At 62.8% G+C, this 22,229-nt stretch carries 20 protein-coding genes and 2 pseudogenes; 12 read left to right on the forward strand and 10 right to left on the reverse strand.

The window, feature by feature from the left end:
* Window positions 1-121: 121 nt before the first annotated feature.
* Window positions 122-493, reverse strand: a pseudogene (locus FXV83_RS30455) (IS5 family transposase); the annotation flags it as partial.
* 418 nt (window positions 494-911) lie between these two features.
* Between FXV83_RS30455 and FXV83_RS30460 the strand changes: the two are divergent.
* The 3 genes from FXV83_RS30460 (at window position 912) to FXV83_RS30465 (ending at window position 4,047) form a co-directional block, all read left to right on the forward strand.
* A complete protein-coding gene (locus FXV83_RS30460) occupies window positions 912-2,879 on the forward strand; it encodes an acyltransferase family protein (RefSeq protein ID WP_148743280.1) in 1,968 nt (655 codons plus the stop codon).
* Window positions 2,880-3,290: 411 nt separating this feature from the next.
* Window positions 3,291-3,464: a hypothetical protein gene (locus tag FXV83_RS43150; protein WP_187436274.1), complete on the forward strand. Its 174-nt coding sequence runs from the start codon at window positions 3,291-3,293 to the stop codon at window positions 3,462-3,464.
* Between the two features lie 217 nt (window positions 3,465-3,681).
* A complete protein-coding gene (locus tag FXV83_RS30465) occupies window positions 3,682-4,047 on the forward strand; it encodes a VanZ family protein (RefSeq protein WP_148743281.1) in 366 nt (121 codons plus the stop codon).
* A 19-nt stretch (window positions 4,048-4,066) separates the two neighbouring features.
* On the opposite strand, the pseudogene FXV83_RS45515 reads toward FXV83_RS30465, so the two are convergent.
* Both FXV83_RS45515 and FXV83_RS30475 read right to left on the reverse strand, forming a co-directional pair.
* Window positions 4,067-4,162: pseudogene (locus tag FXV83_RS45515) on the reverse strand (CHRD domain-containing protein); the annotation flags it as partial.
* Between the two features lie 57 nt (window positions 4,163-4,219).
* Window positions 4,220-4,504, reverse strand: a complete 285-nt coding sequence (locus FXV83_RS30475; RefSeq protein WP_148743282.1) for a hypothetical protein — start codon at window positions 4,502-4,504, stop codon at window positions 4,220-4,222.
* Window positions 4,505-4,829: 325 nt separating this feature from the next.
* Between FXV83_RS30475 and galE the strand changes: the two genes are divergently transcribed.
* Window positions 4,830-5,822: a UDP-glucose 4-epimerase GalE gene (gene galE, locus FXV83_RS30480; RefSeq protein WP_148743283.1), complete on the forward strand. Its 993-nt coding sequence runs from the start codon at window positions 4,830-4,832 to the stop codon at window positions 5,820-5,822.
* A 34-nt stretch (window positions 5,823-5,856) separates the two neighbouring features.
* Here galE and FXV83_RS30485 read toward each other — a convergent pair whose 3' ends face one another.
* The gene (locus FXV83_RS30485) at window positions 5,857-6,315 is read right to left on the reverse strand and encodes a GrlR family regulatory protein (RefSeq protein ID WP_148743284.1); all 459 of its coding nucleotides are present in this window, start codon (window positions 6,313-6,315) and stop codon (window positions 5,857-5,859) included.
* A gap of 388 nt (window positions 6,316-6,703) precedes the next feature.
* On the opposite strand from FXV83_RS30485, the gene FXV83_RS30490 reads away from it, so the two are divergent.
* Both FXV83_RS30490 and FXV83_RS30495 read left to right on the forward strand, forming a co-directional pair.
* Window positions 6,704-7,375, forward strand: a complete 672-nt coding sequence (locus tag FXV83_RS30490) for a hypothetical protein (protein WP_187436275.1) — start codon at window positions 6,704-6,706, stop codon at window positions 7,373-7,375.
* 18 nt (window positions 7,376-7,393) lie between these two features.
* On the forward strand, window positions 7,394-9,544 hold the full coding sequence (locus FXV83_RS30495) for an adenylate/guanylate cyclase domain-containing protein (RefSeq protein ID WP_148743285.1): 2,151 nt from the start codon (window positions 7,394-7,396) through the stop codon (window positions 9,542-9,544).
* Between the two features lie 216 nt (window positions 9,545-9,760).
* Here FXV83_RS30495 and pobA read toward each other — a convergent pair whose 3' ends face one another.
* On the reverse strand, window positions 9,761-10,933 hold the full coding sequence (pobA, locus tag FXV83_RS30500) for a 4-hydroxybenzoate 3-monooxygenase (protein WP_148743286.1): 1,173 nt from the start codon (window positions 10,931-10,933) through the stop codon (window positions 9,761-9,763).
* 51 nt (window positions 10,934-10,984) lie between these two features.
* Between pobA and FXV83_RS30505 the strand changes: the two genes are divergently transcribed.
* Window positions 10,985-11,887, forward strand: a complete 903-nt coding sequence (locus FXV83_RS30505) for a helix-turn-helix domain-containing protein (RefSeq protein ID WP_148743287.1) — start codon at window positions 10,985-10,987, stop codon at window positions 11,885-11,887.
* Between the two features lie 287 nt (window positions 11,888-12,174).
* Window positions 12,175-12,786 carry a LabA-like NYN domain-containing protein gene (locus FXV83_RS30510; protein WP_148743288.1) on the forward strand — a complete coding sequence of 204 codons (612 nt, stop codon included), beginning with the start codon at window positions 12,175-12,177 and terminating at the stop codon, window positions 12,784-12,786.
* A 22-nt stretch (window positions 12,787-12,808) separates the two neighbouring features.
* On the opposite strand, the gene pcaG is transcribed toward FXV83_RS30510, so the two are convergent.
* Window positions 12,809-13,435 (reverse strand): protocatechuate 3,4-dioxygenase subunit alpha, encoded by a 627-nt coding sequence (pcaG, locus tag FXV83_RS30515; RefSeq protein WP_148743289.1) that lies wholly within the window; start codon window positions 13,433-13,435, stop codon window positions 12,809-12,811.
* A 17-nt stretch (window positions 13,436-13,452) separates the two neighbouring features.
* Window positions 13,453-14,235 (reverse strand): protocatechuate 3,4-dioxygenase subunit beta, encoded by a 783-nt coding sequence (gene pcaH / locus FXV83_RS30520; RefSeq protein ID WP_148743290.1) that lies wholly within the window; start codon window positions 14,233-14,235, stop codon window positions 13,453-13,455.
* 94 nt (window positions 14,236-14,329) lie between these two features.
* Here pcaH and FXV83_RS30525 point away from each other — a divergent pair, with 94 nt between their 5' ends.
* From FXV83_RS30525 to FXV83_RS30535, 3 genes are all read left to right on the forward strand, one after another.
* Window positions 14,330-15,274, forward strand: coding sequence for a LysR family transcriptional regulator (locus FXV83_RS30525; RefSeq protein ID WP_187436276.1), 945 nt, complete (start codon window positions 14,330-14,332; stop codon window positions 15,272-15,274).
* Window positions 15,275-15,325: 51 nt separating this feature from the next.
* Window positions 15,326-16,630 (forward strand): nicotinate phosphoribosyltransferase, encoded by a 1,305-nt coding sequence (gene pncB, locus FXV83_RS30530; protein ID WP_148743292.1) that lies wholly within the window; start codon window positions 15,326-15,328, stop codon window positions 16,628-16,630.
* 246 nt (window positions 16,631-16,876) lie between these two features.
* Window positions 16,877-18,193 (forward strand): GGDEF domain-containing protein, encoded by a 1,317-nt coding sequence (locus FXV83_RS30535; RefSeq protein WP_148743293.1) that lies wholly within the window; start codon window positions 16,877-16,879, stop codon window positions 18,191-18,193.
* A gap of 3 nt (window positions 18,194-18,196) precedes the next feature.
* Here FXV83_RS30535 and tcuB read toward each other — a convergent pair whose 3' ends face one another.
* Window positions 18,197-19,300, reverse strand: coding sequence for a tricarballylate utilization 4Fe-4S protein TcuB (gene tcuB, locus FXV83_RS30540; RefSeq protein WP_148743294.1), 1,104 nt, complete (start codon window positions 19,298-19,300; stop codon window positions 18,197-18,199).
* Window positions 19,287-20,678: an FAD-dependent tricarballylate dehydrogenase TcuA gene (tcuA, locus tag FXV83_RS30545; protein WP_148743295.1), complete on the reverse strand. Its 1,392-nt coding sequence runs from the start codon at window positions 20,676-20,678 to the stop codon at window positions 19,287-19,289. Before tcuA ends, tcuB begins: the two co-directional genes overlap by 14 nt.
* A 154-nt stretch (window positions 20,679-20,832) precedes the next feature.
* Between tcuA and FXV83_RS30550 the strand changes: the two genes are divergently transcribed.
* A complete protein-coding gene (locus FXV83_RS30550; protein WP_148743296.1) occupies window positions 20,833-21,516 on the forward strand; it encodes a GntR family transcriptional regulator in 684 nt (227 codons plus the stop codon).
* A gap of 26 nt (window positions 21,517-21,542) precedes the next feature.
* Here FXV83_RS30550 and ybaK read toward each other — a convergent pair whose 3' ends face one another.
* Window positions 21,543-22,016 (reverse strand): Cys-tRNA(Pro) deacylase, encoded by a 474-nt coding sequence (ybaK, locus tag FXV83_RS30555; RefSeq protein WP_148743297.1) that lies wholly within the window; start codon window positions 22,014-22,016, stop codon window positions 21,543-21,545.
* Window positions 22,017-22,229 lie beyond the last annotated feature (213 nt).

The following is a 22,229-nucleotide window of genomic DNA, read 5'->3' on the forward strand; positions in this document are numbered from 1 at the left end:
CTGCACGAACTGCTGCCCTGGGAATGGAAGCTCCTGCGCCAAGCCGACAAGCCCGCCGGTCAGCAGGCCGCCTGACCTTCACGCAAGCCATCATAGAGCTCGCCGTGCCCGCGCGCATGCGTCAATCAGGCGGTCTTCGTCGTATGCGTGCGATTGAGGCGAGTTGAACGAAGGCGAGGTAGTTGGCGGCAAGCTTGTCGTAACGGGTCGCCACCCGACGACATTGCTTGATCCTGTTGAAGAACCTCTCAACTCGATTGCGGGAGCGATATAGGTAAGGACTAAAACAGATCGGCTCGCTGCGACTGCTTTTGGGCGGGATGTTCGCCCATGCGCCTTTCTTCATCGCAAGTTCTCTAATCCAATCGGCGTCATAGCCACGGTCCGCAAGCAACATCGATCCAGGCTTTATGCGAGACAGGAGTTTTCCAGCAAGCCGATTATCGTGAGCCTCGCCGGGTGTCATCGCAAGCCGGACCGGCAGGCCGTTCGTATGGCCCGAAGGCGCAGGTCCGGCCAGCGTCCCTGTTGTCGGCTCATCGAGGTAGACCGGAAGAAACGGCGGAGCCGCCAACCGGCGCTCATGACCCTTAGTCGACTCTCCAACAAGGGCCGCGAGTGTGCGTTATGGAGGCTAAAGCTGAAGTCACCGGACATGGCGACTTGACGGCTTCCGGAGCTGATCTGCTGCTTTCTTCTGAGCACCTCGGGTCACGCCCGACGCTTCCGCTCTATCGAGCGACACCTACACGGGGCGACGGGCTCCCATTGTGACCCGCCGGGCCAATTCTCCAACAAGAGTCTTTGCCCGGTCGCCGCCCCACGAATAGCCGAAAATCGCCAAACTGCGAACGAATTGCGCAGTGCTGAATACGCCTGCTTTTTTTGATGCGATGTAGTCAGTAACAGACATGCAACCTGTATCGCGCGCGGCGGCCCATTTCAGAGCGGATGTCGAGGGGCTCAGGGCAATCGCAGTTCTGTCGGTCGTTGCCTTTCACTACGGAGTTCCGAGCGTGACCGGCGGATTTGTCGGTGTCGACGTCTTCTTTGTCATATCAGGTTACCTGATCTCGCAACTTCTGCTTCGGGAGATAGCCGCGACCGGGAAGCTCGATTTTCTTGGCTTCTACGGTCGCAGAGCTAAGAGGCTTTTGCCCGCCGCCCTCGTGGTCACGGTAGCAACGTTGATCATTGGATACTTCGTGCTAGCGCCGTTTGAACAGAAGGAAATGGCCAAATCGGCCACCGCTTCCGCGCTCTATGCAGCCAACGTTTGGCTCCTTCGCCAATCAACGAATTATTTCGCGCCCGAAAGTTCGCTCAATCCCTTTCTTCATACGTGGTCACTGTCGGTCGAGGAACAATTCTATTTGGTTTGGCCGGCGTTTCTCCTAATGGTCGGCCGCTTCAGCCAAAAGGTCCTGCTGATAGCTTTATCGATCGTGGTGTTCGGATCCTTCGCCGCTTGCATCTACCTGACCTATGGCAAGCAAGCTTGGGCATTCTATCTGGCGCCCCCTCGAGCGTGGGAGTTCGGAACAGGAGCTCTGATCGCAACAAGGCCGTTCGAGCACTGGATGAGGCAGCCTGGCTCGAGTGGGCCGATCGTTGGATGGTTGTCATTCGCGGTTCTCATCCTGTCATTCTTTGCGATCGACGGCTTCATGCCGTTCCCGGGCGTAGTTGCAATGGTTCCAGTGTTCGCCACAGCGCTGTTGCTGCTTACGGGGGACAACCCTGCTGGACCGTCCGCTTTGCTTAGGATGCATCCATTTCAATTCTTCGGTGCCCGATCTTATGCCATTTACCTCTGGCATTGGCCGATTGCAGTGCTTGGTACGGTACTTCTTGGCGGTACGGCACTGGCCCATTGCCTTTTCTTTGTGATGACAGTCGTTCTCTCCTCGCTCAGCTTCGCTTGGCTCGAACGCCCGATCAGAGCTAGTTACTGGCTGGCACAACGATCTTCACGATCAATTGCCATGGGCGGTGCCCTTACGCTAATCGCCACAGTTGCCGGCGTCCTTTCGTTCACGATTGCACATTATGTTACGGATGCTGCGCAAGCGACCATAGTTGCCTCAACCTCCAAGTATTCACTTTCGAGTGAGAGTGGTTGTCTAGCCGGGTTCACGACACAGAAGCCAATTCGTTGCGTGTTCGGCCCATCGAGCTATACGAAGACAATTGTTCTGTTGGGAGATTCTCACGCCGATCAATGGACAACCGCGCTTACAGCTATTGCCGAACAGAAGGGATGGCGGCTTATCACTTATCTAAGGGCCTCCTGCCCTGTCGCTGATATTCCCGTTTCCACGGTCTACAGTTTGCGACTTCGTCGTCTTTCGCCCCAGTGCGCAAGCTGGCGCGAGCAGACAATCGCTATGATAAAAAATCAAGATAGCCCCGACGCGATACTGCTGGCGCAGTTTTCGAGCGGGAACGTCAAGGGACCATTCACCAATCTGGGACCTCACGCGGTGAGCATTGAGACGTGGGAGCGTGGATTATTTAGAGCGCTTAAGGAGCTTGAACCACTCGGCGCCAAACTAATCGTGGTCCGCGACAATCCCACTCCTTACCACCCGGTCGGGAATTGTCTCGCTCGGGCGGAATGGCGAGGCCTACCATTCAGCACCTGTAGCCGTAGTCTATCGCTCACTATAAGTGATGAAGTGATCGAAGCTGAGCAACGTGTCGTCTCGTCCATCAACAACGCGCGCATGATCGACCTAACATCGTCAATTTGCACAGACTTGGTGTGTCCGGCCATTCGTGACGGCATCGTTGTTTATAGGGACGCAAACCATCTCACAGTTGATTTCACACTGCTTCTTATGGATCGTCTCGCGGCAGAACTGATAGCTGCCCTCTGACAATCCAGCTACCAAGACCCTAGCTGGAGCTTCATTTCGGGGCGCGGCAACCTTATGTCCCACGCTTCTGCTGACTCACTGTGCATGGGCAGGGCTTGCTCGCCAACGCGCTGGTGCTGCGACGTCTGGAAATCACAACGGGACATTCTCGACTGCGGCCATCAACACGCTCGAACTGGACTCGGTGTGCGGAGATCTCCGTGATTATACGGATGCAAACTCGCGATCCTGCCCCGGTAAGGTTGAGCGGTTAGCTTAATTCGCGTTGCTTGTTGCGAAGTCCCGTGGATCGCATATCCATCTCCGCACCGGGCTTCCCCAAGGTCCGGCCCCACCCAAGCAAAGCCGCCGAGCGCACATGGGTCCGCTTGGCGGCTTTGTCTTTGTCTCGACGAGAGGATGATTTCGGTTATGGCGCGCAAGCCCTGGTCGTTCAAGGAAGACCGCCGGCTAATGGAGTTGGCCAAGTCTTCGGCTTCCCTGGAGGAGGCGGCGAAACAGCTCGGGCGCTCGCCCGATGCGATCAAGCGCATGGCCTTGCGCCTTGGTCTTTCGTTGAAATCGAGGACAGGTAAGAAGTCTTAGGGTCGGAAGCGATGCGTCGAATGCGGCAGAGGCCGCTGGCGCATGGCCGCATCTTCGATCGAGGGCAGCGCGTTAGTCGCCTGACCGATTTCGAACCATTCGCTGAGACAGCCCCCATCCGCGGAATGTCTCCGCCGCGCGCTGGAGAAGCAGCAAGCACTTTAACGATATTCGCGTCTTTCGAAGCGAAACACTCCTCGACCGGCTATGCTGGACCATGCGCCGAAATCACCTGTTTGCCGCTGCGGGAATCTGCCTCGCCCTCATCGCCTACGCCACGTTGGCAAGGCTTGCGGGGAGGCCGGCGCTGATGGGACATCACGAGGCTTATTGGGTCGTTGTGATCGAGCGCTTCAGCGCCTACGGGCTGTTGGGCTTTCTTCTGTCGTTCCTGCTGCCCGGACGGCTCGCTGTGGCCTGCTCGCTTGTCATAGCGGTCGCAATGGGGCTGGAGCTCCTGCAGGCGCTCACACCCGATCGCGATCCCGGCGTCCTGGACGTGCTGCAGAAAGCGGCAGGCGGCACCGTCGGTGTGCTCCTCGCCCAGACGATCTTGGCCTTCTTACCCAGACCCCCTGCCTGAAGCCAGCAGGCCCCACCTGCCCGCGAAGTTCGCCGCCCGGATTCGCAGCAATGTGAATGTTTGCGTACCACTTCCCAGCAAATCCAGGTGCAAATCTCCGCCTGATCCTGGACAACTATCGCGAGAATCTCGGCTCCCGACGCACCCCCCTTCGACGACTGCATGCAGCGGATTAGGCTGACCCGCGTCGGCTGAGGAACTCGTTCGGCGTCAGCAGTTCTGCCATCTGGCGATGCGTAGCCCGGAGCGCCCCGATGGCGCTATCCAGATCAAAATCGGCATCGCGGACAGATGCAAAGAATTTGGCCGTCAGCGCCAGATCCAGTTTAACACGGGTTGCGCCATCGCGGCTTTTGCGACGGTCGAGCGACAAATGGATGGCCCGCATTCTGGCTTCTGCAGGCGTGCAATCGCTGAGCGTCGCAAGTTCGTCATATGTCATCCAGATCTGAGGCATGTCCCTGTCCGTCCCTTGTTATCAACCAGAACCTAGATTTCACCTGTAAAGGCAGGGTTGCCGCGCGCGATTGCGTGTCGTTTTCGCGGCAACAGCGTCAATGCAAAGCTAAGAAGAAGCAGACCTCCGCGCGACCGCTGGAATCCTTTTAGCTTCTCGATAGCGAGGACAATCTCACGCCAACGTGTAGGCAGCTTGTGCCGCGGGCCGAATGGCTCGCAAATGCGCCAATCGTGCTCGCTGCGGATTTGCTCACGACCACAGTTGCTTGGATCATTGTTGATTCTGCTCTAGGATGCCTCGATCAGAACGTTTTAGAGGTGACATGACCGACCGACCGACCGTCCTCGTCACAGGGGGCGCGGGCTATATTGGCTCGCATGCCTGCCGCGCGCTGGCCGCGGCCGGCTATCAACCCGTCGTCTACGACAATCTCTCCACCGGGCACCGCAGCTTCGTGGCCGGTCCGCTGGTCACCGGCGATCTGCTCGACGGAGCGACGCTGGCGCGCGCCTTCGCCGACTACAAGGTCGCGGCGGTGATGCATTTTGCGGCGGCGAGCCTCGTCGGCGAATCCATGTCCGATCCGCAGAAATACTACATCAACAATGTGCAGGGCACGCTGTCGCTGTTGCAGGCGATGCGCAAGGCGGGCTGCACGCGCATCGTGTTCTCCTCGACCGGAGCCGTCTACGGCAACGCCGATTCCAAGGAACTGCCAGAGGATTTTCCCTGCGCGCCGATCAACCCCTACGGCGCGTCGAAATGGATGATCGAGCGCATGCTCGCCGATTACCGCGCAGCCTACGGCTTCGGCGCGTTTTGCCTGCGCTATTTCAACGCCAGCGGCGCCGATCCGGCCGGCGGCATCGGCGAGCTGCGTGACAACGAGACCCATCTCATTCCGCGCGCCATGATGGCGTTGCAGGGGCACGTCGACTTTGCGGTGTTCGGCGACGATTACGACACGCCCGACGGCACCGCGATCCGCGACTACATCCATGTCACCGATCTCGCCGCGGCACATGTCGCGGCGCTGAAACTGCTGGAACAGGGGCATGCCGGCGGCAGCTTCAATCTCGGCACCGGCTCCGGCTTTTCCGTACGCGAAATCCTGACCGCCATCAAGCAGGAGACCGGGCGCGAGGTGCCCCACACCGTCAAGCCGCGCCGCGCCGGCGATCCCACTTATCTTGTGGCCGATCCCTCCGCCGCGCGAAAAGTGCTGAACTTCGTGCCTGGACATTCCGACCTGCCCAACGTGATCCGCACCGCCTGGGCCTGGCACCAGAAGGCGCATCCGCTCCGGCAGCCCTGACAACGAGGTCGATCAAAGCCGGGTGACGTGTGGCCTATGGTCGATTCCGTTCCGACCCCGGCGATCCCGGCACAGCCGGGTGGCGCGGTCTCGAACGGCTGTCGAGGCCCTTGGGCAGCTTGTCGGCATTGAGCCTCACGACGGCGCCTCTGGCGTCGGCGGCGGGCTGATCTTCCTGGCTGTAAATCAACGTCGCCTCGAACTTCACGTCCGGCACTTGCCTGGCGGTCCCCGAGCAGGTCGCAACCAGGCCGTTGCACGCACCCGAGAGAGTGACCTCGACTTCGTCCGGCCCGAACACGCTCGGCGGGCCGTCGGCATACCGGTGCACGGTCAGAACGCCCGAAAAGAGCAGCTCATCGACCCGATAGGAGCCGCCATAGGTGAAGAAGCTGTCGCCGCCCGAAATCCGGCCCTCGGTCAGATGCACGACGCCGGTGCCCTGGCCACGCGGGGTCCTGAACCATGCAGCGTATTTGCCGTCTCTCAGCATGAAAAACATCCATCGCAAAACTCACCCGTATTTGCGACGAACTCCGGGGCGCGACAATGACCGATGCAGTGAGCATTCCGCCACGGTTAACGTCCCAACAAATCAAGCCTTAAAATTGCAGCCTCTCCGTCAGACGACTACCGGCCGAGATATCGTAAGCGCCGTCGTCTCGGCCTCACGACGGCCGCGATCCCGGTCGCCGCACGCATTGCCGCGATTGCGACGTTTGCAACGGCTCCGCTTTCTGCCATCACGTATTTGAACCTGTTCCTGATAGAGTGCACCAATACAAAGAGTGATTCTGGTCACACTTGCCTGGGCGCTTCGCTGCTAAGCATTGCACCAGGACGGGGACCGGCAAAGCATGTCGAATCGGATGAGAATACCCATGAAAAGCCTGATCGGCGCCTTTGTCAGCGCGTTCTGTCTTGTGGCTCCCGCCTTGGCGGAGACTCCGGCCGCGATCGTCGAAGAGGTGCAGGGCAAGGTCGACGGCGTCGAGTTCATGGATTATGTGGCTCCCGGCAAGATCATCAAGCTCGGACCGAAGGCGAGCATCACGCTCGGCTATCTCAAATCCTGCCTGCGCGAGACGATCAGTGAGGGCGTCGTCCTCGTTGGCGCCGAGCAGAGCACCGTGCAACTTGGCAACGTCCAGCGCGTCAAGGTGCCCTGCGATACCAACGCGGCGCAGCTCTCCGAGCGCGAGGCCAACCAGAGCGCCGCAACCACGTTCCGGACCGTACGGTCTGACACCAAGGGCGCCGTTCCGCCGAAGCTGCCGACGATCTACGGCGTCGCGCCGCTGGTCCAGGCCAAGAGCGGCAGCACGCTGGTCATCGAACGCACCGACGGCAAGGAGCCCACGATCAACGTGCCGCTCAAGAGCGACATCATGGTCCGCGGCAAGTTCTATGACTTTGCCAAAGCCGGGAAGTCACTGACCCCGGGCGGCAGCTATCTCGCAACCCTCGGCGGCAAGCGCTATGCCTTCCAGGTCGACGCCAGCGCCACCTCGTCGCCGACGCCGATCGTCGGCCGCCTGCTGCGGCTCGAATAGAAGGCCTGCGACGGCGCGATGCGGCGGATCGGCAGGGGCGACATCATAGCGGCGATCCTGATTGCGCTCCTTGCGGGCGCGATCTTCACGTCTCCGCCGCTTCAGACGCTGCAAGGGCTCTCGCTCGACATCCTCACGGCCTTGCGCGGCAGGCTCATCGGCGACGGCCGCGATCCCGCGACATCGCCGGTCGTCGTGGTGGCGATCGATGGGGAGACCTACGACACCCCGCCGTTCAAGGGATCGCCGACGCAGACCTGGACACGCGAGATCGGCCGGGTGCTCGGGAGCATCGCCGAGGGCGGCGCCAAGGTCATCGGCTTCGACGTCATCTTCAAGAACTCGATCGAACAGTCGGAAATTCCCTTTGGCGACGCGCCGCTCGGCGCCCGCATGAAGGGATTCGATCGCGACTACCTGATCGCCCTGCGACAGCTCTCCGACAGCGGCAAGCTCGTGCTCGGCGATACCCTGAGCAACGATCATCCGGACGTGCCCTATCGCGCTCAGCAAGTGGCGGTGCGCAACAACATCCGCGCGCTCAATGTCCATACCGACACCGACGACGTGATCCGGCGGATGCCGCTGAGCTTTTCCATCCAGGACAGGCCGGTCCCCGCCATGGCAGTCGAGCTGGCGTCCCGCGCGCTCGGTGCCAAACCAGAAATCGGACCGTCCGGCGTGACGGACTTGTCCGGCTATTCCATCCCGAGCGCCGTAGCCAACACGCTGACGCTCAATTTTCGAGGAATGGGTCGCGACGTTCCGACGTATTCATTCGCCGACCTGCGCGCATGCGTCGAGAAGGGCGACCGCGATTTCTTCCGCCGCGCCTTCGACGGCAAGGTCGTGCTGCTCGGCACCGTCCTCAATTTCGAGGACCGCAAGCTCACCTCGATGCGCCTGTCCGGCGGATATGACGGGACGCCGGCCGCGCGATGCGCCCTGCCGGCTCCGGCGCGCACCGCGCAGAAGGCCCGCAACGACATTGCCGGCGTTTTCGTGCATGCCGCCGTCGTCCGAAACCTGATCGAGCGCGATGCCGTGACGGAGCTCGGCTTTCCGCTGCGGACCGTTCTGACGATCGTGTTCGCGGCGATCGTTGGCTGCGCGGCCTGCATGCTCGCACCGGGCGGCGCGCTGATCACATGGTTCGCCCTCACCGCCGTTTACGTCGCCGTCGCTGTCGGCGCGTTCGTTCATGCATTGGCGCTGCCGCTGGCCGAGCCTGCGCTCGCAGGCCTTGCTGCGCTCGCCATGATGATCGGCTACCGCTTCATCGTCGCCGACCGCGAGGAGCGCTTCCTGCGCAAGAGTTTTGCATTCTATCTCGCCCCCGAGGTCATCGACACCATGGTTGCATCCGGCAAGATGCCGGCGCTCGGCGGCGAGATGCGCAACGTCACCATGTTCTTCTCGGACCTCAGCGGCTTCTCCTCCATCGCCGAGGCGATGACGCCGGGCGAGCTGGTGACGTTGATGAACGAATATCTGTCGGCGATGACCGACATCATCGAGGGCCATGGCGGCTACGTCGACAAGTATATCGGCGATTCCATCGTCGCCATGTTCGGCGCTCCCGCCGACGATCCCGCGCACGCGCGCAACGCAGTGCGCGCGGCACTGAAGTGCCACCAGAAGCTCGCCGAGCTCAACGCGAGCAATGCTGCCTTCGCCGGCCGCGCCTTGTCGCAGCGCATCGGGCTCAACAGCGGCGCAGCCGTGGTCGGCAATATCGGCTCAAAGCGCCGCTTCAACTATACCGTGATGAGTGACACCGTGAACGTCGCCTCCCGGCTCGAAGGCGCCAACAAATATTACGACACCGCGATCATGGCCTCGGAGGCGACGGTCGCACAGACCGGCGACACCTTCGCCTGGCGCGAGCTCGACGCGATCAGAGTGCTGGGACGCGGCGAGGCGATCAAGGTGTTCGAGCCGTTGGCGGAGAAGGACGCGGAGAGCGCAGAGCAGAAGAAGGTGACTGCGGCTTACGAGGAAGGGTTGGCACGCTGGCGTGCACGGGAGTTTGCTGAGGCGGTTGATGCATTCGAGCAAACGGCAACGATCGATCCGGCATCGACGCTATTCGCGAAGCGCGCAAGATCCCTCGCCGCAAATCCACCTCCGCCAGAGTGGGCACCGGTCAATACGCTGGAAGGGAAGTAGCGGCGCCGCCCGGGACACCGGTGCACCCTCGCCCCTTGTGGGAGAGGGTGGCTCGCCGCGTAGCGGCGAGACGGGTGAGGGGTCTCTCTCCGCGCGTGAATCTCTTACGCTCTCGAACTCCATGTGCGGATAGAACCCCTCATCCGGCGCTTCGCGTCACCTTCTCCCACAAGGGGAGAAGGGAACCGCCAGCGCTTGGGGCAACATCCGGCCTCCCTAAAACGGCAGTCCCACATAGTTCTCCGCTAACAATCGCTGCGCCGTCTCTGACGAAAAGAGATATTCCAGCTCGGTCTGCTGAAGCCTGTCCTCGTAGTCGCGCCGGTCGGGGAAGCGATGCAGCAGCATCGTCATCCACCAGGAAAAACGCTGCGCCTTCCAGATCCGCGCGAGTGCCTTGGCCGAATAGTCCTTGAGCCCGGAATCGTCGCCGTCCTGATAATGCGCGAGCATGGCGTGATAGAGATAGTAGATGTCGGAAGCCGCGCTGTTGAGCCCGCGCGCGCCGGTCGGCGGGACAATGTGGGCGGCATCGCCGGCGAGGAACAGGCGGCCGTAACTCATCGGCTCGGCGACAAAGCTGCGCAGGGGCGCGATGCTCTTCTCGATCGAGGGGCCCGTGATCAGCCGCGCAGCAACTTCGTCCGGCAAGCGGCGCTTCAGCTCGGCCCAGAACGCGTCATCCGGCCAATCCTCCAGCTTGTCGGTCAGCGGCACCTGGATGTAATAGCGGCTGAGCACCTGGGACCGCAGCGAGCACAGCGCAAAGCCGCGCTCGTGCTTCGCATAGATCAGCTCCGGCGACACCGGCTTGGTGCGCGACAGCACGCCGAGCCAGCCGAACGGATAGACTTTTTCATATTCGCGCAGCACGTCCTTCGGGATCGACTTGCGGCTGATGCCGTGAAAGCCGTCGGCGCCGACGATATAGTCGCAATCGACCCGGATGGATTCACCGTTCGCGCGGTAGGTCACGTAAGGCCGCGCCGACGTCAGGTCGTGCGGCGTGACGCTCTCGGCGTTGTGCACGACTTTGCCGCCGACGCGGTCGCGCGCCTCGTAGAGGTCGCGCGTCAGCTCGGTCTGGCCGTAGACCAGCACCGAATTGCCGCCCGAATGCTTGTAGAGATCGATTTGGGAAAGCACCCCGTCATGGGCGATCTCGAATCCCTTGTGGATCTCGCCTTCGCGGTCCATTCGCTCGCCGCATTGTGCCTCGCGCATCAGCTTGGCAAAGCCATGCTCGAGCACGCCGGCGCGGATACGGGCGAGCACGTGGTCGCGGCTGTATTTCTCCAGCACGACCGTGTCGATGCCCTTGAGATGGAGCAGCTGGGACAACAGCAGCCCGGACGGTCCGCCGCCGATGATGCAGACCTGCACTTTCATTTTTACATCCTCCCGTTCGCGCTTTTTTTGCAGATTTTTCGCTGCGCACCGATGGAGCGATCGGCCTTTGTCTTGTACAATTCGAACATGAGAGCCGCAGCCCCTGCCCCGGCGATCCGGGTCTACAACCTCTTCGGCGAGTCCGGCGATTTGCCCGATGTGGTCCATTGCGAGACCATCGCGTCCCGCTCGGTGCTGCACGACTGGACCCTGGCCGTGCACCGCCACGCGCGGTTGCACCAGGTGCTGCTGATCGAGCGCGGTGGCGGCGAGGCGACGCTCGACGGCCGCGTGGTGCCGCTGAGGCCGATGCAGATTGTCAATGTGCCGGTCGGCCACGTCCACGGCTTCCGCTTCGTCCCCGGCACGCAAGGCTGGGTGCTGACCATCGCCGCGGAAATTCTGGACGAGGCGCTGCTCGCCGCCGAAGGCCTGCGCGGCGCGCTATCGCGATCGGCGGTGGTGCGCGGCACGCCGCAGATCCGTGCCACCATGAAGCAGATCTTTGCCGAGCACGCCGCATGCAATTTCGGCCGTGCGCATCTGTTGCGGGCGCTCTCGGCCGCCATGATCGGGCTGGTGGCGCGCGCACTCGTCGGCGAGAGCAGCGGCAACGGCACGGCCGAATCCGGCCTGTTCCGGCGCTTCGAGGCCCTGCTCGAGATGCATCATCTGCAGCGCTGGAGCGTTGCGGACTATGCCAAAGCACTCGCGATCACGCCCACCCATCTGAACCGGGTGACGCGGACGGCGACCGGCGACACCGCTTCGCATCTGATCCTCAACCGCCTGATCCGCGAGGCGCGGCGCAACCTCGTCTATACCAACCTGCCGGTCTCGACGATCGCCTATGCGCTCGGCTTCGAGGACCCCGCTTATTTCAGCCGGGTCTACGCCGCTGCCACCGGCCTGTCGCCGCGCGCCTTCCGCGCGCAGCTCCATGGCGGCGAGTAGCGACTGCATCTACCTTGGTATAGAACGACGAACCCTTGGGATACGCGCCGTTTACTTCCGTACACTTGAGCATGGAATGCGGACGGCTTAGCGTGGCTGTATTGGCCGCCCTGGCGCCGGTGGCATCAACCTCCCTGACCTGGCGCATGACGGCCACCCCTGTCCGGTCGTCTGCGCCGTTTTTTTCTAGCAAAGCACATCGGCGACTAGAGTGTCTTCCGGCCAACACACTGAGCCTCAGGGGCCGAACCTACAGGCTCGCACGCGGAACTGGAGATTTGTGCACCATGTCTTCGTTTGAGAAGATCGCACTCTTCATCGATGGCGCCAATCTTTATGCCACTTCAAAGGCACTCGGCTTCGATCTCGATTACAGGCGTCTGCTCAGCGAATTTCAGGGTCGAGGCACACTGGTTCGAGCCTTCTACTACACGACCGTTATTGAGGATCAGGAATATTCATCAATCCGTCCGCTGATCGATTGGCTTGACTATAACGGGTACACCGTCGTCACCAAGCTCGCCAAGGAGTTCGTCGACGCCAACACTGGTCGGCGCAAGGTGAAACGCAGCATGGATGTGGACCTGGCCGTGAGCGCTATGGAGCTCGCCGCGCACGTCCATCAGATCGTGTTGTTCTCGGGAGATGGGGATTTTCGCTCGCTGGTCGAAGCCCTGCAACGCCGTGGCGTCCGCGTGACGGTCGTCTCCACGCTCGCCACCCAGCCGCCCATGGTCGCCGACGAACTGCGCCGGCAGGCGGACGTCTTCATTGATTTGGCAGAACTGAAAGCAAGAGTAGGGCGCGACCTCGCCGAGCGGCCGGGATCGCGCGAGATGCGTCAGCCACCGCAATTCCTCGCGCGCGGAACGATCGATCGAGGTGACCGGGTGGAATGATCCTGCGGGACATCCCAGATCGTCAAACGTCGAAGAACACCGTCTCCTGCGGCCCCTGCAAATTGATCGTGAACGAATACACGATCTTGCCGGCGCGCTCGCCGCGCTTTGCGATCAATGTGGCACGCCGCACCGGCTGCTCGATCAGGTTCAGAACGGGATCGGCAGCATTCGCCGCTTCTTCGTCCGAGAAATAGAGCCGCGTGTTGAGCCCGATATTGATGCCGCGCGCGACGATCCAGACGTTGACATGCGGCGCACATCTGCGGCCCGCTTTGTCCGTGATCGCGCCCGGCTTGATGGTCTCGAATGTCACCACCCCGCTCTCGAAATCCGAGCCGGCGCGGCCCCAGCCGCGAAAATCCTCGTCCAGTCGGCCAGCGGAGCGGTCGGCCGGATGGTTGTAGCGGCCGGCCGCGTTGGCCTGCCAGATTTCGAGAAGCACGTCGCGTAGCGGCGTGCCGCTGCCGTCGAGCACCTTGCCTTCCAGAATGATGCGCTCGCCCTTGCTGCCTGGCGTCACCAGCACGTTGGAAAAGTTCTTCTCGAAAATATCGAAGCCGGCCATAGCCGGGATCAGGCCGATGTGGACGTAAGGTCCGGCAGTCTGCGAGGTGGTTTCCTTGAGATAGTTGAGCGGCTGCGGCATGATTCGGTCTCCTGGGCTCAGTTCCCCTCGGCGCGGTTTTCGAAATAGGTGGAGCGGGCGCCGCGCAGCACGATATCGAAGCGGTAGGCGAGCGAGTCGAACGGCGTCGAGGCGTTGAGGTCGAGCGGCGCCACGAGGCGGTCGAGCGCATCCTTGTCCGGAATCGTCGTCAGGATCGGACAGATCGGGATCAGGGGATCGCCCTCAAAATACATCTGGGTGATCAGGCGTTGCGCGAAGCCCGAACCGAACACCGAGAAGTGGATATGGGCGGGACGCCAGCTGTTGACGTAGTTGCGCCAAGGATAGGGGCCGGGCTTCACGGTGCGGAAATAATAGTAGCCGGCGTCGTCGCTCAGCGCGCGGCCGCAGCCGCCGAAATTCGGATCGATCGGCGCCAGATAGGTGTCCTTCTTGTGCCGGTAGCGGCCGCCGGCATTTGCCTGCCAGAACTCGACCAGCGTGTTCGGCACGCCTCGCCCGGTCTCGTCGAGCACCCGACCGTGCACGATGATGCGCTCGCCAACGGGGTCGCCGTCCTTGGCGTAGTTGCGAATCAAATCGTTATCGAGTGGCCCGAGATCATTGTGGCCGAACACCGGTCCGGTGATCTCCGAGACCGAATTCTCTAGCGACAACAGGGCTTGGCGCGGCGAGCGCAGCACCGAGGATTTGTAGCCGGGCGCGTGGGCCGGCGGGTGGATCGAGCGGTCGCGCTGAAAAAAGCCGCCATCGCGGGCCGTGAACGGCTCGGGACGGTTGAGGCGGGGATCCTGCAAGGCGGGCGCCTGGGCATTCATCGGCGTTGTCTCTCCCTCTGGCGCCCCGTTTGGGCGCACGGTTTATCGGGAGATCATGGAGCCGGCTATTCTCAAGATAAATAGATCAATTATAATGAATTACATGAAAGAAATCGATCATTTGGCGCTCGACGGCCATGCGCTTGAATTGTTCCTGGCCGTCCTGGAGGAAGGCTCGGTGACAGCGGCTGCAACGCGGCTCGGCCTGACGCAGTCAGCGGTCAGCCACGCCCTGAACAAGCTGCGGCGGATCGCCGGCGATCCGCTGTTCGCCAAATCCGGCCGCGGCATCGTCGCCACCGCGCACGCCCAGGCTCTCGCAGCGAAGGCCCGCGCGCTGATCGACGAGATGCGCAGCTTTGCCGGCGGCGTCAGCTTCGAGCCGGCGAGCGCCCAGCTTTCGCTCGCGGTCGCAGCCAACGATTTCCAGCGCGACCTGCTGCTGCCGCGTTTCTTCGGACATGTCGCCGCGCAGGTGAAGAGCCTGAATCTGCGCGTGATCCCTTCGCAATCGCCCTCACCGGCAATGCTGCGCGAAAACCGCTGCGATCTGCTGATCACGCCGCTGCCGCCGTCCGGCGTCGACATCGTGCAGAAGCGCCTGCTGAGAGATCACTACGTCTGTTACTATGATCCGAAGGCGCGTGCCGCGCCTACCGGTCGTAGCGCCTATCTCGCGGCGCGCCACATCACGGTGGTCTACACCGACAATGAACGGCTCGACTTCGACCGCCGGCTCGCGGCCAACAGCTTCCACCGCGATATCGCCATCTCCGTGCCGAGCTTTTCCGGCGTGCCGTCCTTCCTGCGCGGCTCGCGAATGCTCGCAAGCATGCCGAGCCTGCTGGCCTCCGGCGTCATGCGCGGCTTCGCCCATGTGCGCATTCCGCTGCCCTCGCGCACGCAGACGCTGGCCGAACTGCCGATGTTCATGGTCTGGCACCAGCGCTATCAAAAGGACCCGGCCCATCGCTGGATCAGAAACCAGCTCGAGACCGTGGCGGCGACCGCCGCGGGCCCTGGCCCCGCGAAAACCTGATCCCCGCTAAACCCACTGGTTGCGTCGCGGCGGCCACGCTAGAATTCCCCCATGACAGTGACCGACATTGCGAGCCGAACCTACAATCACAGTTGGCGGCTGGATCCCATCATCCGCAGCCTGCTTGATACCGACTTCTACAAGCTATTGATGTTGCAGATGATTCGGGAGTCCTACCCGAGTCAGCAGGTGACCTTCTCGGTCATCAATCGCTCGCGCCATGTGCGGCTTGGCGAGATTATCGACGAGGGCGAGCTGCGCGCCCAGCTCGATCATGCCCGCACCATCCGCTTCACCAAGAAGGAGCTGATCTGGCTCGCCGGTAACACCTTCTACGGCAAGACCCACATGTTCTCGGCGGACTTCATCCGCTGGCTCGCGGAATTTCGTTTACCCGAATACGAGCTGCGCAAGGTCGAGGGCCAGTACGAGTTGCATTTCCACGGACCGTGGACCCACACTACGATGTGGGAAATTCCGGCGCTCGCCATCCTCAACGAATTGCGCTCGCGCGCGGCGATGAAGGGCCGCGGCCGCTTCGAGCTCGACGTGCTCTACGCCCGCGCCAAAGCCAAGCTGTGGACCAAGGTCGAGCGGCTGCGCAAGCTCGAGACGTTGCGCCTGTCCGACTTCGGCACCCGCCGCCGCCACGGCTTCCTCTGGCAGCGCTGGTGCGTGGAGGCGGTCAAGGAAGGCTTGGGGCCATCCTTCATCGGCACCTCCAACGTGCTGCTCGCGATGGACAACGATCTGGAAGCGATCGGCACCAACGCGCATGAACTGCCGATGGTCGCGGCGGCGCTGGCCAAGGACGACGAGGAATTGCGCTGGGCGCCCTATCGCATCCTCGACCAGTGGCGCCAGACCTATGGCGGCAACCTGCTGATTGCGCTGCCCGACGCCTTCGGCACAAAGGCCTTCCTGCGCGATGCGCCGGAATGGGTCGCCGACTGGACCGGCTTCCGTCCCGACAGCGCGCCGCCGATCCAGGCCGGCGAGGAGATCATCAAATGGTGGGAGCAGAAGGGCCGCAATCCAAAGGAGAAGCTGCTCGTGTTCTCCGACGCGATGGATGTCGGCTCGATCGAGGACACCCATCAGCATTTCAGCGGCCGCGTGCGGCTCTCCTTCGGCTGGGGCACCAATCTCACCAATGATTTTGTCGGCTGCCCGCCTGACGCCTCGATCAATCTCGATCCGATCTCGATCGTCTGCAAGGTCTCGTCGGTCGACGGCCGCCCGGCCGTCAAGCTCTCCGACAATCCGGAGAAGGCGACCGGAATGTCCTCGGAGATCGAGCGTTACCTGCGCGTCTTCGGCGACGCCGGCCGCGTGCGCAAACCCGTACTGGTCTAGCCCCAAGCCGAATTCTCTCGATCGAGTAAACCGCGCGCCACGCATTCGAGGCATCGCCTCGCAGATACCGCATCAGTTCCGGTTGGGCGGATTTGCAATGATCTGCAAGCATCCGCTTCACAACGCCTTCACCTTTCAACGCAGTCTTCCGGCATTTTCAGGTCGAGTTAAGCACCGTTCGCGCGGTATCCGCGTTATGAGCGGAACGCTCCGCTGGGGTCGTTGAGCGACTTGGGGAATGCAAACGTGTTTCGCAGAACAGCGACGTCGACGAAGCGACGCAGTCTCCTTCATGTCATCAAGCTCGTCTCGCCTTTCGTCATGGTCGTCGTGCTCCAGGCGGCGGTCGCCGGCTTCAGCCTGGAGGTGATGTCCTCGGTCCGCGCCTATGTCGCGGGCGAGGCGATGTGGTCGCGCTCGCAGAAGAACGCCGTCTATTTCCTCAATCTCTATCTGCATTCCGGCGACGCTAGCCAGTTCGCGGACTATCAGACCTCGCTCGCCGTCCCCGTCGGCGACGAATTCGCGCGGTGGGCGCTCGAGCGCGATCCGGTCGAGGTCGAGGCCGCCCGGATCGGCTTCCTGCAAGGCGGCAACCATCCTGACGACGTCCCCGGCCTGATCTGGCTGTTCCGCAATTTCTGCCACGTGAGTTTTCTCCGCGACGCGATCCGGGAGTGGGCTGCCACCGATCCCATGCTGCTGGAGCTGAGCGTCTTCGGCGAAGTCATCCGCTCCGAGTGGACGAAAGGTCCCATTCGCGACAGCGACCGTCTGCGATACCTGTCGTCGCGGCTCTCGGAGCTGAACAGCCAGTTCACGGGGCATGCCAAGCGCTTCTCCACCGTCCTCGGCGAGGGCTCCCGCGCCATCAAGGTGACGTTGACGCTCGTCAACGTCGTTACCGCCCTGACGCTGATCCTGCTCCTGATCTGGCACACGCGACGATTGGTGCTGCAACGGGAGGCGTTCGAGGACGCATTGCGTGCCGAGAAGGACCGCCTCGCCTGGCAGGCCTCGCATGACTGGCTGACCGGACTCGCGAACCGCCGCGCGTTCGAGGCGCGCCCGCAAAGCGAGCTCGACCATACCAGAGAAGGCTCACTGGGCCTGATCCTGCTCGATCTCGACCAGTTCAAGAACGTCAACGACAGCTGCGGCCATCTCGCGGGTGATCGCCTGCTGCGCCAGATCGCGCAATTGTTGCAGCAGGACCGGCGGTCGCATGATCTCGTGGCCAGGCTCGGCGGCGACGAATTCGGTCTGATCCTGCCGCAGTGCTCGCCTTACGACGCCGTCGATGTCGCCGAACGGCTGCGCACCTCGCTCGATCTGTTCAGCTTCGCCTGGGACGATCGTTGCTTTACGGTGACCGCCAGCATTGGCGTAGCCTGCTTCGCCGACGGCAACACCACACTCGAGGAGGCGATGCGGCGTGCGGATGCCGCCTGCTATCGCGCCAAGGAAAAGGGACGCAACCGGGTTCAGCTCGACGCCGCGAGGTCTGACGTCGTCCTCGTCGCAAGCCGGCCGCGCGAAGTGGCCGCGGCGCAAAGCCGCTAATCCTCAAGAGGCCTCGAACCGCCGCTCCTGCGCGTAGCGTACCAGTGCGGCGAAGCGATAGATGCCGTGCACGAACTTGCCGTAGGGCATAGTGATGAACAGTGCGAACACTGCACCGAGATGCAGCGCCAGCAGCGGTCCCATCGCAGCGGTCTCACGCAAAGCCAGCAGCGCCATGCCGGTGAGACCGGTCAGGAACAGCATGGCCATGAAACCGACATCCATGCCGTAGCGCTGCTCGTCCAGCAGCGCGGGATCGCGTCGCATCCGCGCTGCGAACAGCCCGATCGGCCCGACAATAAGGCCGATGCCTCCGAGCGTGCCGAGCACCACCGGCAGGTCCCACCAAGGGTAGGGCGCCTCGCGTCCCCATACATAGTGATAGAGCGCGGCCACCGACGTCGCGGCGAAGCAGAGCAGGAAGCCGTAAAAGGTCAGGTGATGATACAGCTTGCGCCGGTCGGTCGGCTTGTCGTCTTCGTTGTAGCAGCCGATGCCACCGCCATCCAGATAGCGCAGCTCGCCGGCATCTCGGATGGCCTGCAGGATCGAGCCACCCTCCGCGCGGCCGCCGATCGGCGCGCCGATGTCGCGCCAGAACGCGCGCACGCTCATGACCAGCGCAAAGATCGCATAGAGGAACGCGGCGCTGAACAGCGCGGCCATCGCGTTGTGCGGCATCAGCCTGTAGAACGCGCCCGGGCCGGCGTGGACGCCGAACAGCACGCCGCTGTCGTTCATGGCGGCAAAGCCGAGAATGAAGGCGGCCATGCTGAGCGCGGCGACGATGCTGATGACAAGACCATTGCGCGCAAAGGCGCCGGACAGCGCCTGTGGCCAGGTATAGGCCGCATAAGACTCGGCACGCGCGATCGCAAACGTCTTGGGAACATTGACGTTGAACTCGTGCGGCGGCGAGAACTGGCAGTCGACGTAGCAGGCGCCGCAGGCGTGGCAGAGGTTGGCGAGATAGTTGAGGTCGCCGTCGGAGAAGGCGCGCCGCATCTCCATCGCCGGAAATACCGCGCACAAGCCCTCGCAGTAGCGGCAGGAATTGCAGACCGTCATAAGTCGGTCAGCTTCGTCAAGAATCCTAGTTCCGTGCATGTTTCGCCGCTTCCCGTCCTGCGATCCGACCGAACACGCTGCCGATGGTCATGCCCATGCCGGCGGCATAGCCCTTGCCGAGCACGTTGCCGGCCATGATCTCGCCGGCCGCGAACATATTCGCCGACGGCTTGCCGTCGGTCATCAGCATGCGCGCCTCCTTGGTCACGCGCGTACCGAGATAGGTGAAGGTGATGCCGGGCCGCACCGGATAGGCGAGATAGGGCGGCGTCGCGATCCGACGTGCCCAATGCGTCTTCGGCGGCACGATGCCTTCGGTGCGGCAGTCGTCCAGGATGGTGTGATCGAACGTGCCCGGCTGCACTGCGGCGTTGAAGTCGGCGATGGTCTTTTCCAGCGCAGCCGGATCGAGTTCGAGCTTGCCGGCCAACTCAGCCACAGTCTGCCCCGCAATCGGCGGGAACAGCGTCGGCATGAACGAGGTGACGACGGTCGCATCGAAGATGATGTAGGCGATCTGGTCGGGCTGGGCTGCAACCAGCCGACCCCAGATCGCGTAGCGCTTCGGCCAGATGTCCTCGCCCTCGTCGTAGAATCTCTGGGCGTGCTTGTTGACGACGATGCCGAACACGACGGAGTCGTGGCGCGTGATGATGCCGCCGTCGAATTTCGGCGCGCGCGCGTCGATCGCGACCGCGTGGCACTGGGTGGGATCGCCGACCTGCTGCACGCCCTTGGCGAGCAGCATCTTCAGGATCGAGCCGCGGTTATAGGGCGTGCCGCGGATCAGGAAATTGTCGGCGGCCTCGCCCCAATATTGCTTCAGCCATTCGATGTTGGCCTCGAACCCGCCCGCCGCGGCGACCATCGATGTCGCGCGGAGCTCGGTCTCGCCCTTGATCGGCCGCTTGAGGCGTGCTGCCAGAAACATGCCGTCCGCGATCACGAGGTCGGTGACCTCCGCGTCATACTCAACCTCGACGCCGAGCCGTTCGGCAGTGAGATAAAGTGCGTTCAGCATCGCGCGACCGCCGCCGAGGAAAAAGGAGTTGGTGCGACCGAGGCTCAGCGTGCCGCCGAGCGAAGGCTGCCAGCGCACGCCCTGATCCACGATCCAGTTCAGGATGTCCTTGGACTCCCGGATCATGTGGCGGGCGAGCACCTCGTCGGTCTGCCCGCCAGTCACGCGCAGGAGATCCTCCCAGAATTCGTCCTCGGTATAGGGGCCGGTCAAAATCTCGGTCGCGGCGTCATGGGCGCAGCGCATGTTGCGGGTGTGGCGAGTGTTGCCGCCGCGATAGAATTTCGGCGCGCCTTCAAGCACGAGAACGGAGGCGCCGCCGCGCCGCGCACTGATGGCAGCGCACAACGCCGCATTGCCGCCGCCGATCACCAGCACGTCGTATTTGCTGCTCATGCCTCACGCCCGATGCGACAAAGTTAGAGACATTCTGCCCAACACGAGCCCAGCACGTCGCTCTGTCATTGCGCATCTTTGTATACAATGATATACAATGGTGCGCAAGCGGCATCACTGCGTGGGCAGGACGCGCCCCGCGTTTCGAGGGACCATGGCCAGAGGCCCGGCAAAGGCAGGGGGATCGATCGCGCGCGGCACCGGCGTCGCGCTGGGCGAAGCCGTGTTCCGCTCACTCTGCGAAGCGCTCCAGGCCGGCAGCTACCGCGCTGGCGACCGCCTGCGTGAGGAGGAAGTCGCGCAGCGGCTCAAGGTCAGCCGCACGCCCGTCCGCGAAGCTCTCGGCCGGCTTGCGGCGCGCGGTTTCGTCGAGCCCGCTGGCGGCCGCGGGCTGATCGTGCGCAGCCTCGACATTTCCGAGGTGCTCGAGCTCTATGCGATGCGCGAGATCATGGAAGGCGCGGCCGCCCGCCTTGCCGCCGAGCATGCCTCGGCGCCCGAGATCGATGCGTTCAGGGATATCGAGCAGGCCTTCACCGAGGCCTCCGAGACCGACGCAGCCGAGATGGCGAGGCTCAACCGCATCTTCCACGAGGCGGTCTGCCGCGCCGCGCGCAACCGCTATCTCGACAACGCCTCGCGCGAGTTGCAGGACTGGATCGCACTGCTGGGCCCCACGACCTTCACGGTGACGGGCCGGCCCTCGACCAGCCATGGCGAGCATCAGGCGATCATCGATGCCATCGCTCTGCGTGATGGCGACAGGGCCGAGCAACTGGCACGGTCGCATATTCGCGAGGCGCTACGCTGCCGGCTGAAGTTGTTGCAGAAGCAGTAGCGGCAAGACGGGTGCGGCAAGACGGGTCAGGCAACCACATCCGCTGCTATCGCTTTTATTGCGTCGCATAGATCGCGCGGCTTCAGCCGCAGCTGCAGTCCGCGCTGACCGCCGTTGACGTAGACCCGATCGTGCGCCATCGCGCTCTGCTCGATCACGGTGGGTACCTCTCGCCGCTGCCCGAACGGGCTGATGCCGCCGACCTTGAAGCCGGTGACGCGTTCGGCCTCAGGCGGCTTCATCATCTGCGCCGACTTGCCGCTCACGACGGCGGCGAGCTTCTTCATCGAGACTTCCTGGTCGGATGGAACGATCACGCAGACCGGCTTGCCGTCGACCAGCGCCATCAGCGTCTTCAACACGCGCGCCGGATCCTCCGCCAACGCGGATGCAGCCTGAAGGCCAATGCTCTCGGCGTCGGGATCGTAGTCGTAGGTGTGGACGGTGAAGGCAACACCGGCGGCGGAAAGAGCGCGTGTGGCGGGGGTGGCTTTGGACATGCGTCCACGTTTATCACCGTCATTGAGAGACGCGAAGCAATGACGATGTGGGTGCAAATGCCCGCCACATAGTCAGCCGTCGTCCCGGCGCAGGCCGGGACCCATAACCACAGGGAGTAATTTGGCGAAGACACGTCGTTCGGTACTGCAACCGCCCGCAATCGACGGATCACGCGGTATGGGTCCCGGCCTGCGCCCATTGGCGCTAAAATA

It is taken from the genome of Bradyrhizobium hipponense, assembly GCF_008123965.1.
GTDB lineage: Bacteria > Pseudomonadota > Alphaproteobacteria > Rhizobiales > Xanthobacteraceae > Bradyrhizobium > Bradyrhizobium hipponense.

Bases quoted from the DNA above. Each gene is read 5' to 3' on its own strand.
- FXV83_RS30460 (WP_148743280.1), top strand. From the start codon at position 912: ATGCAACCTGTATCGCGCGCGGCGGCCCATTTCAGAGCGGATGTCGAG.
- FXV83_RS43150 (WP_187436274.1), top strand. From the start codon at position 3,291: ATGGCGCGCAAGCCCTGGTCGTTCAAGGAAGACCGCCGGCTAATGGAG.
- FXV83_RS30465 (WP_148743281.1), top strand. From the start codon at position 3,682: ATGCGCCGAAATCACCTGTTTGCCGCTGCGGGAATCTGCCTCGCCCTC.
- FXV83_RS30475 (WP_148743282.1), bottom strand. From the start codon at position 4,504: ATGCCTCAGATCTGGATGACATATGACGAACTTGCGACGCTCAGCGAT.
- galE (WP_148743283.1), top strand. From the start codon at position 4,830: ATGACCGACCGACCGACCGTCCTCGTCACAGGGGGCGCGGGCTATATT.
- FXV83_RS30485 (WP_148743284.1), bottom strand. From the start codon at position 6,315: ATGCTGAGAGACGGCAAATACGCTGCATGGTTCAGGACCCCGCGTGGC.
- FXV83_RS30490 (WP_187436275.1), top strand. From the start codon at position 6,704: ATGAAAAGCCTGATCGGCGCCTTTGTCAGCGCGTTCTGTCTTGTGGCT.
- FXV83_RS30495 (WP_148743285.1), top strand. From the start codon at position 7,394: ATGCGGCGGATCGGCAGGGGCGACATCATAGCGGCGATCCTGATTGCG.
- pobA (WP_148743286.1), bottom strand. From the start codon at position 10,933: ATGAAAGTGCAGGTCTGCATCATCGGCGGCGGACCGTCCGGGCTGCTG.
- FXV83_RS30505 (WP_148743287.1), top strand. From the start codon at position 10,985: ATGGAGCGATCGGCCTTTGTCTTGTACAATTCGAACATGAGAGCCGCA.
- FXV83_RS30510 (WP_148743288.1), top strand. From the start codon at position 12,175: ATGTCTTCGTTTGAGAAGATCGCACTCTTCATCGATGGCGCCAATCTT.
- pcaG (WP_148743289.1), bottom strand. From the start codon at position 13,435: ATGCCGCAGCCGCTCAACTATCTCAAGGAAACCACCTCGCAGACTGCC.
- pcaH (WP_148743290.1), bottom strand. From the start codon at position 14,235: ATGAATGCCCAGGCGCCCGCCTTGCAGGATCCCCGCCTCAACCGTCCC.
- FXV83_RS30525 (WP_187436276.1), top strand. From the start codon at position 14,330: ATGAATTACATGAAAGAAATCGATCATTTGGCGCTCGACGGCCATGCG.
- pncB (WP_148743292.1), top strand. From the start codon at position 15,326: ATGACAGTGACCGACATTGCGAGCCGAACCTACAATCACAGTTGGCGG.
- tcuB (WP_148743294.1), bottom strand. From the start codon at position 19,300: ATGCACGGAACTAGGATTCTTGACGAAGCTGACCGACTTATGACGGTC.
- tcuA (WP_148743295.1), bottom strand. From the start codon at position 20,678: ATGAGCAGCAAATACGACGTGCTGGTGATCGGCGGCGGCAATGCGGCG.
- FXV83_RS30550 (WP_148743296.1), top strand. From the start codon at position 20,833: ATGGCCAGAGGCCCGGCAAAGGCAGGGGGATCGATCGCGCGCGGCACC.
- ybaK (WP_148743297.1), bottom strand. From the start codon at position 22,016: ATGTCCAAAGCCACCCCCGCCACACGCGCTCTTTCCGCCGCCGGTGTT.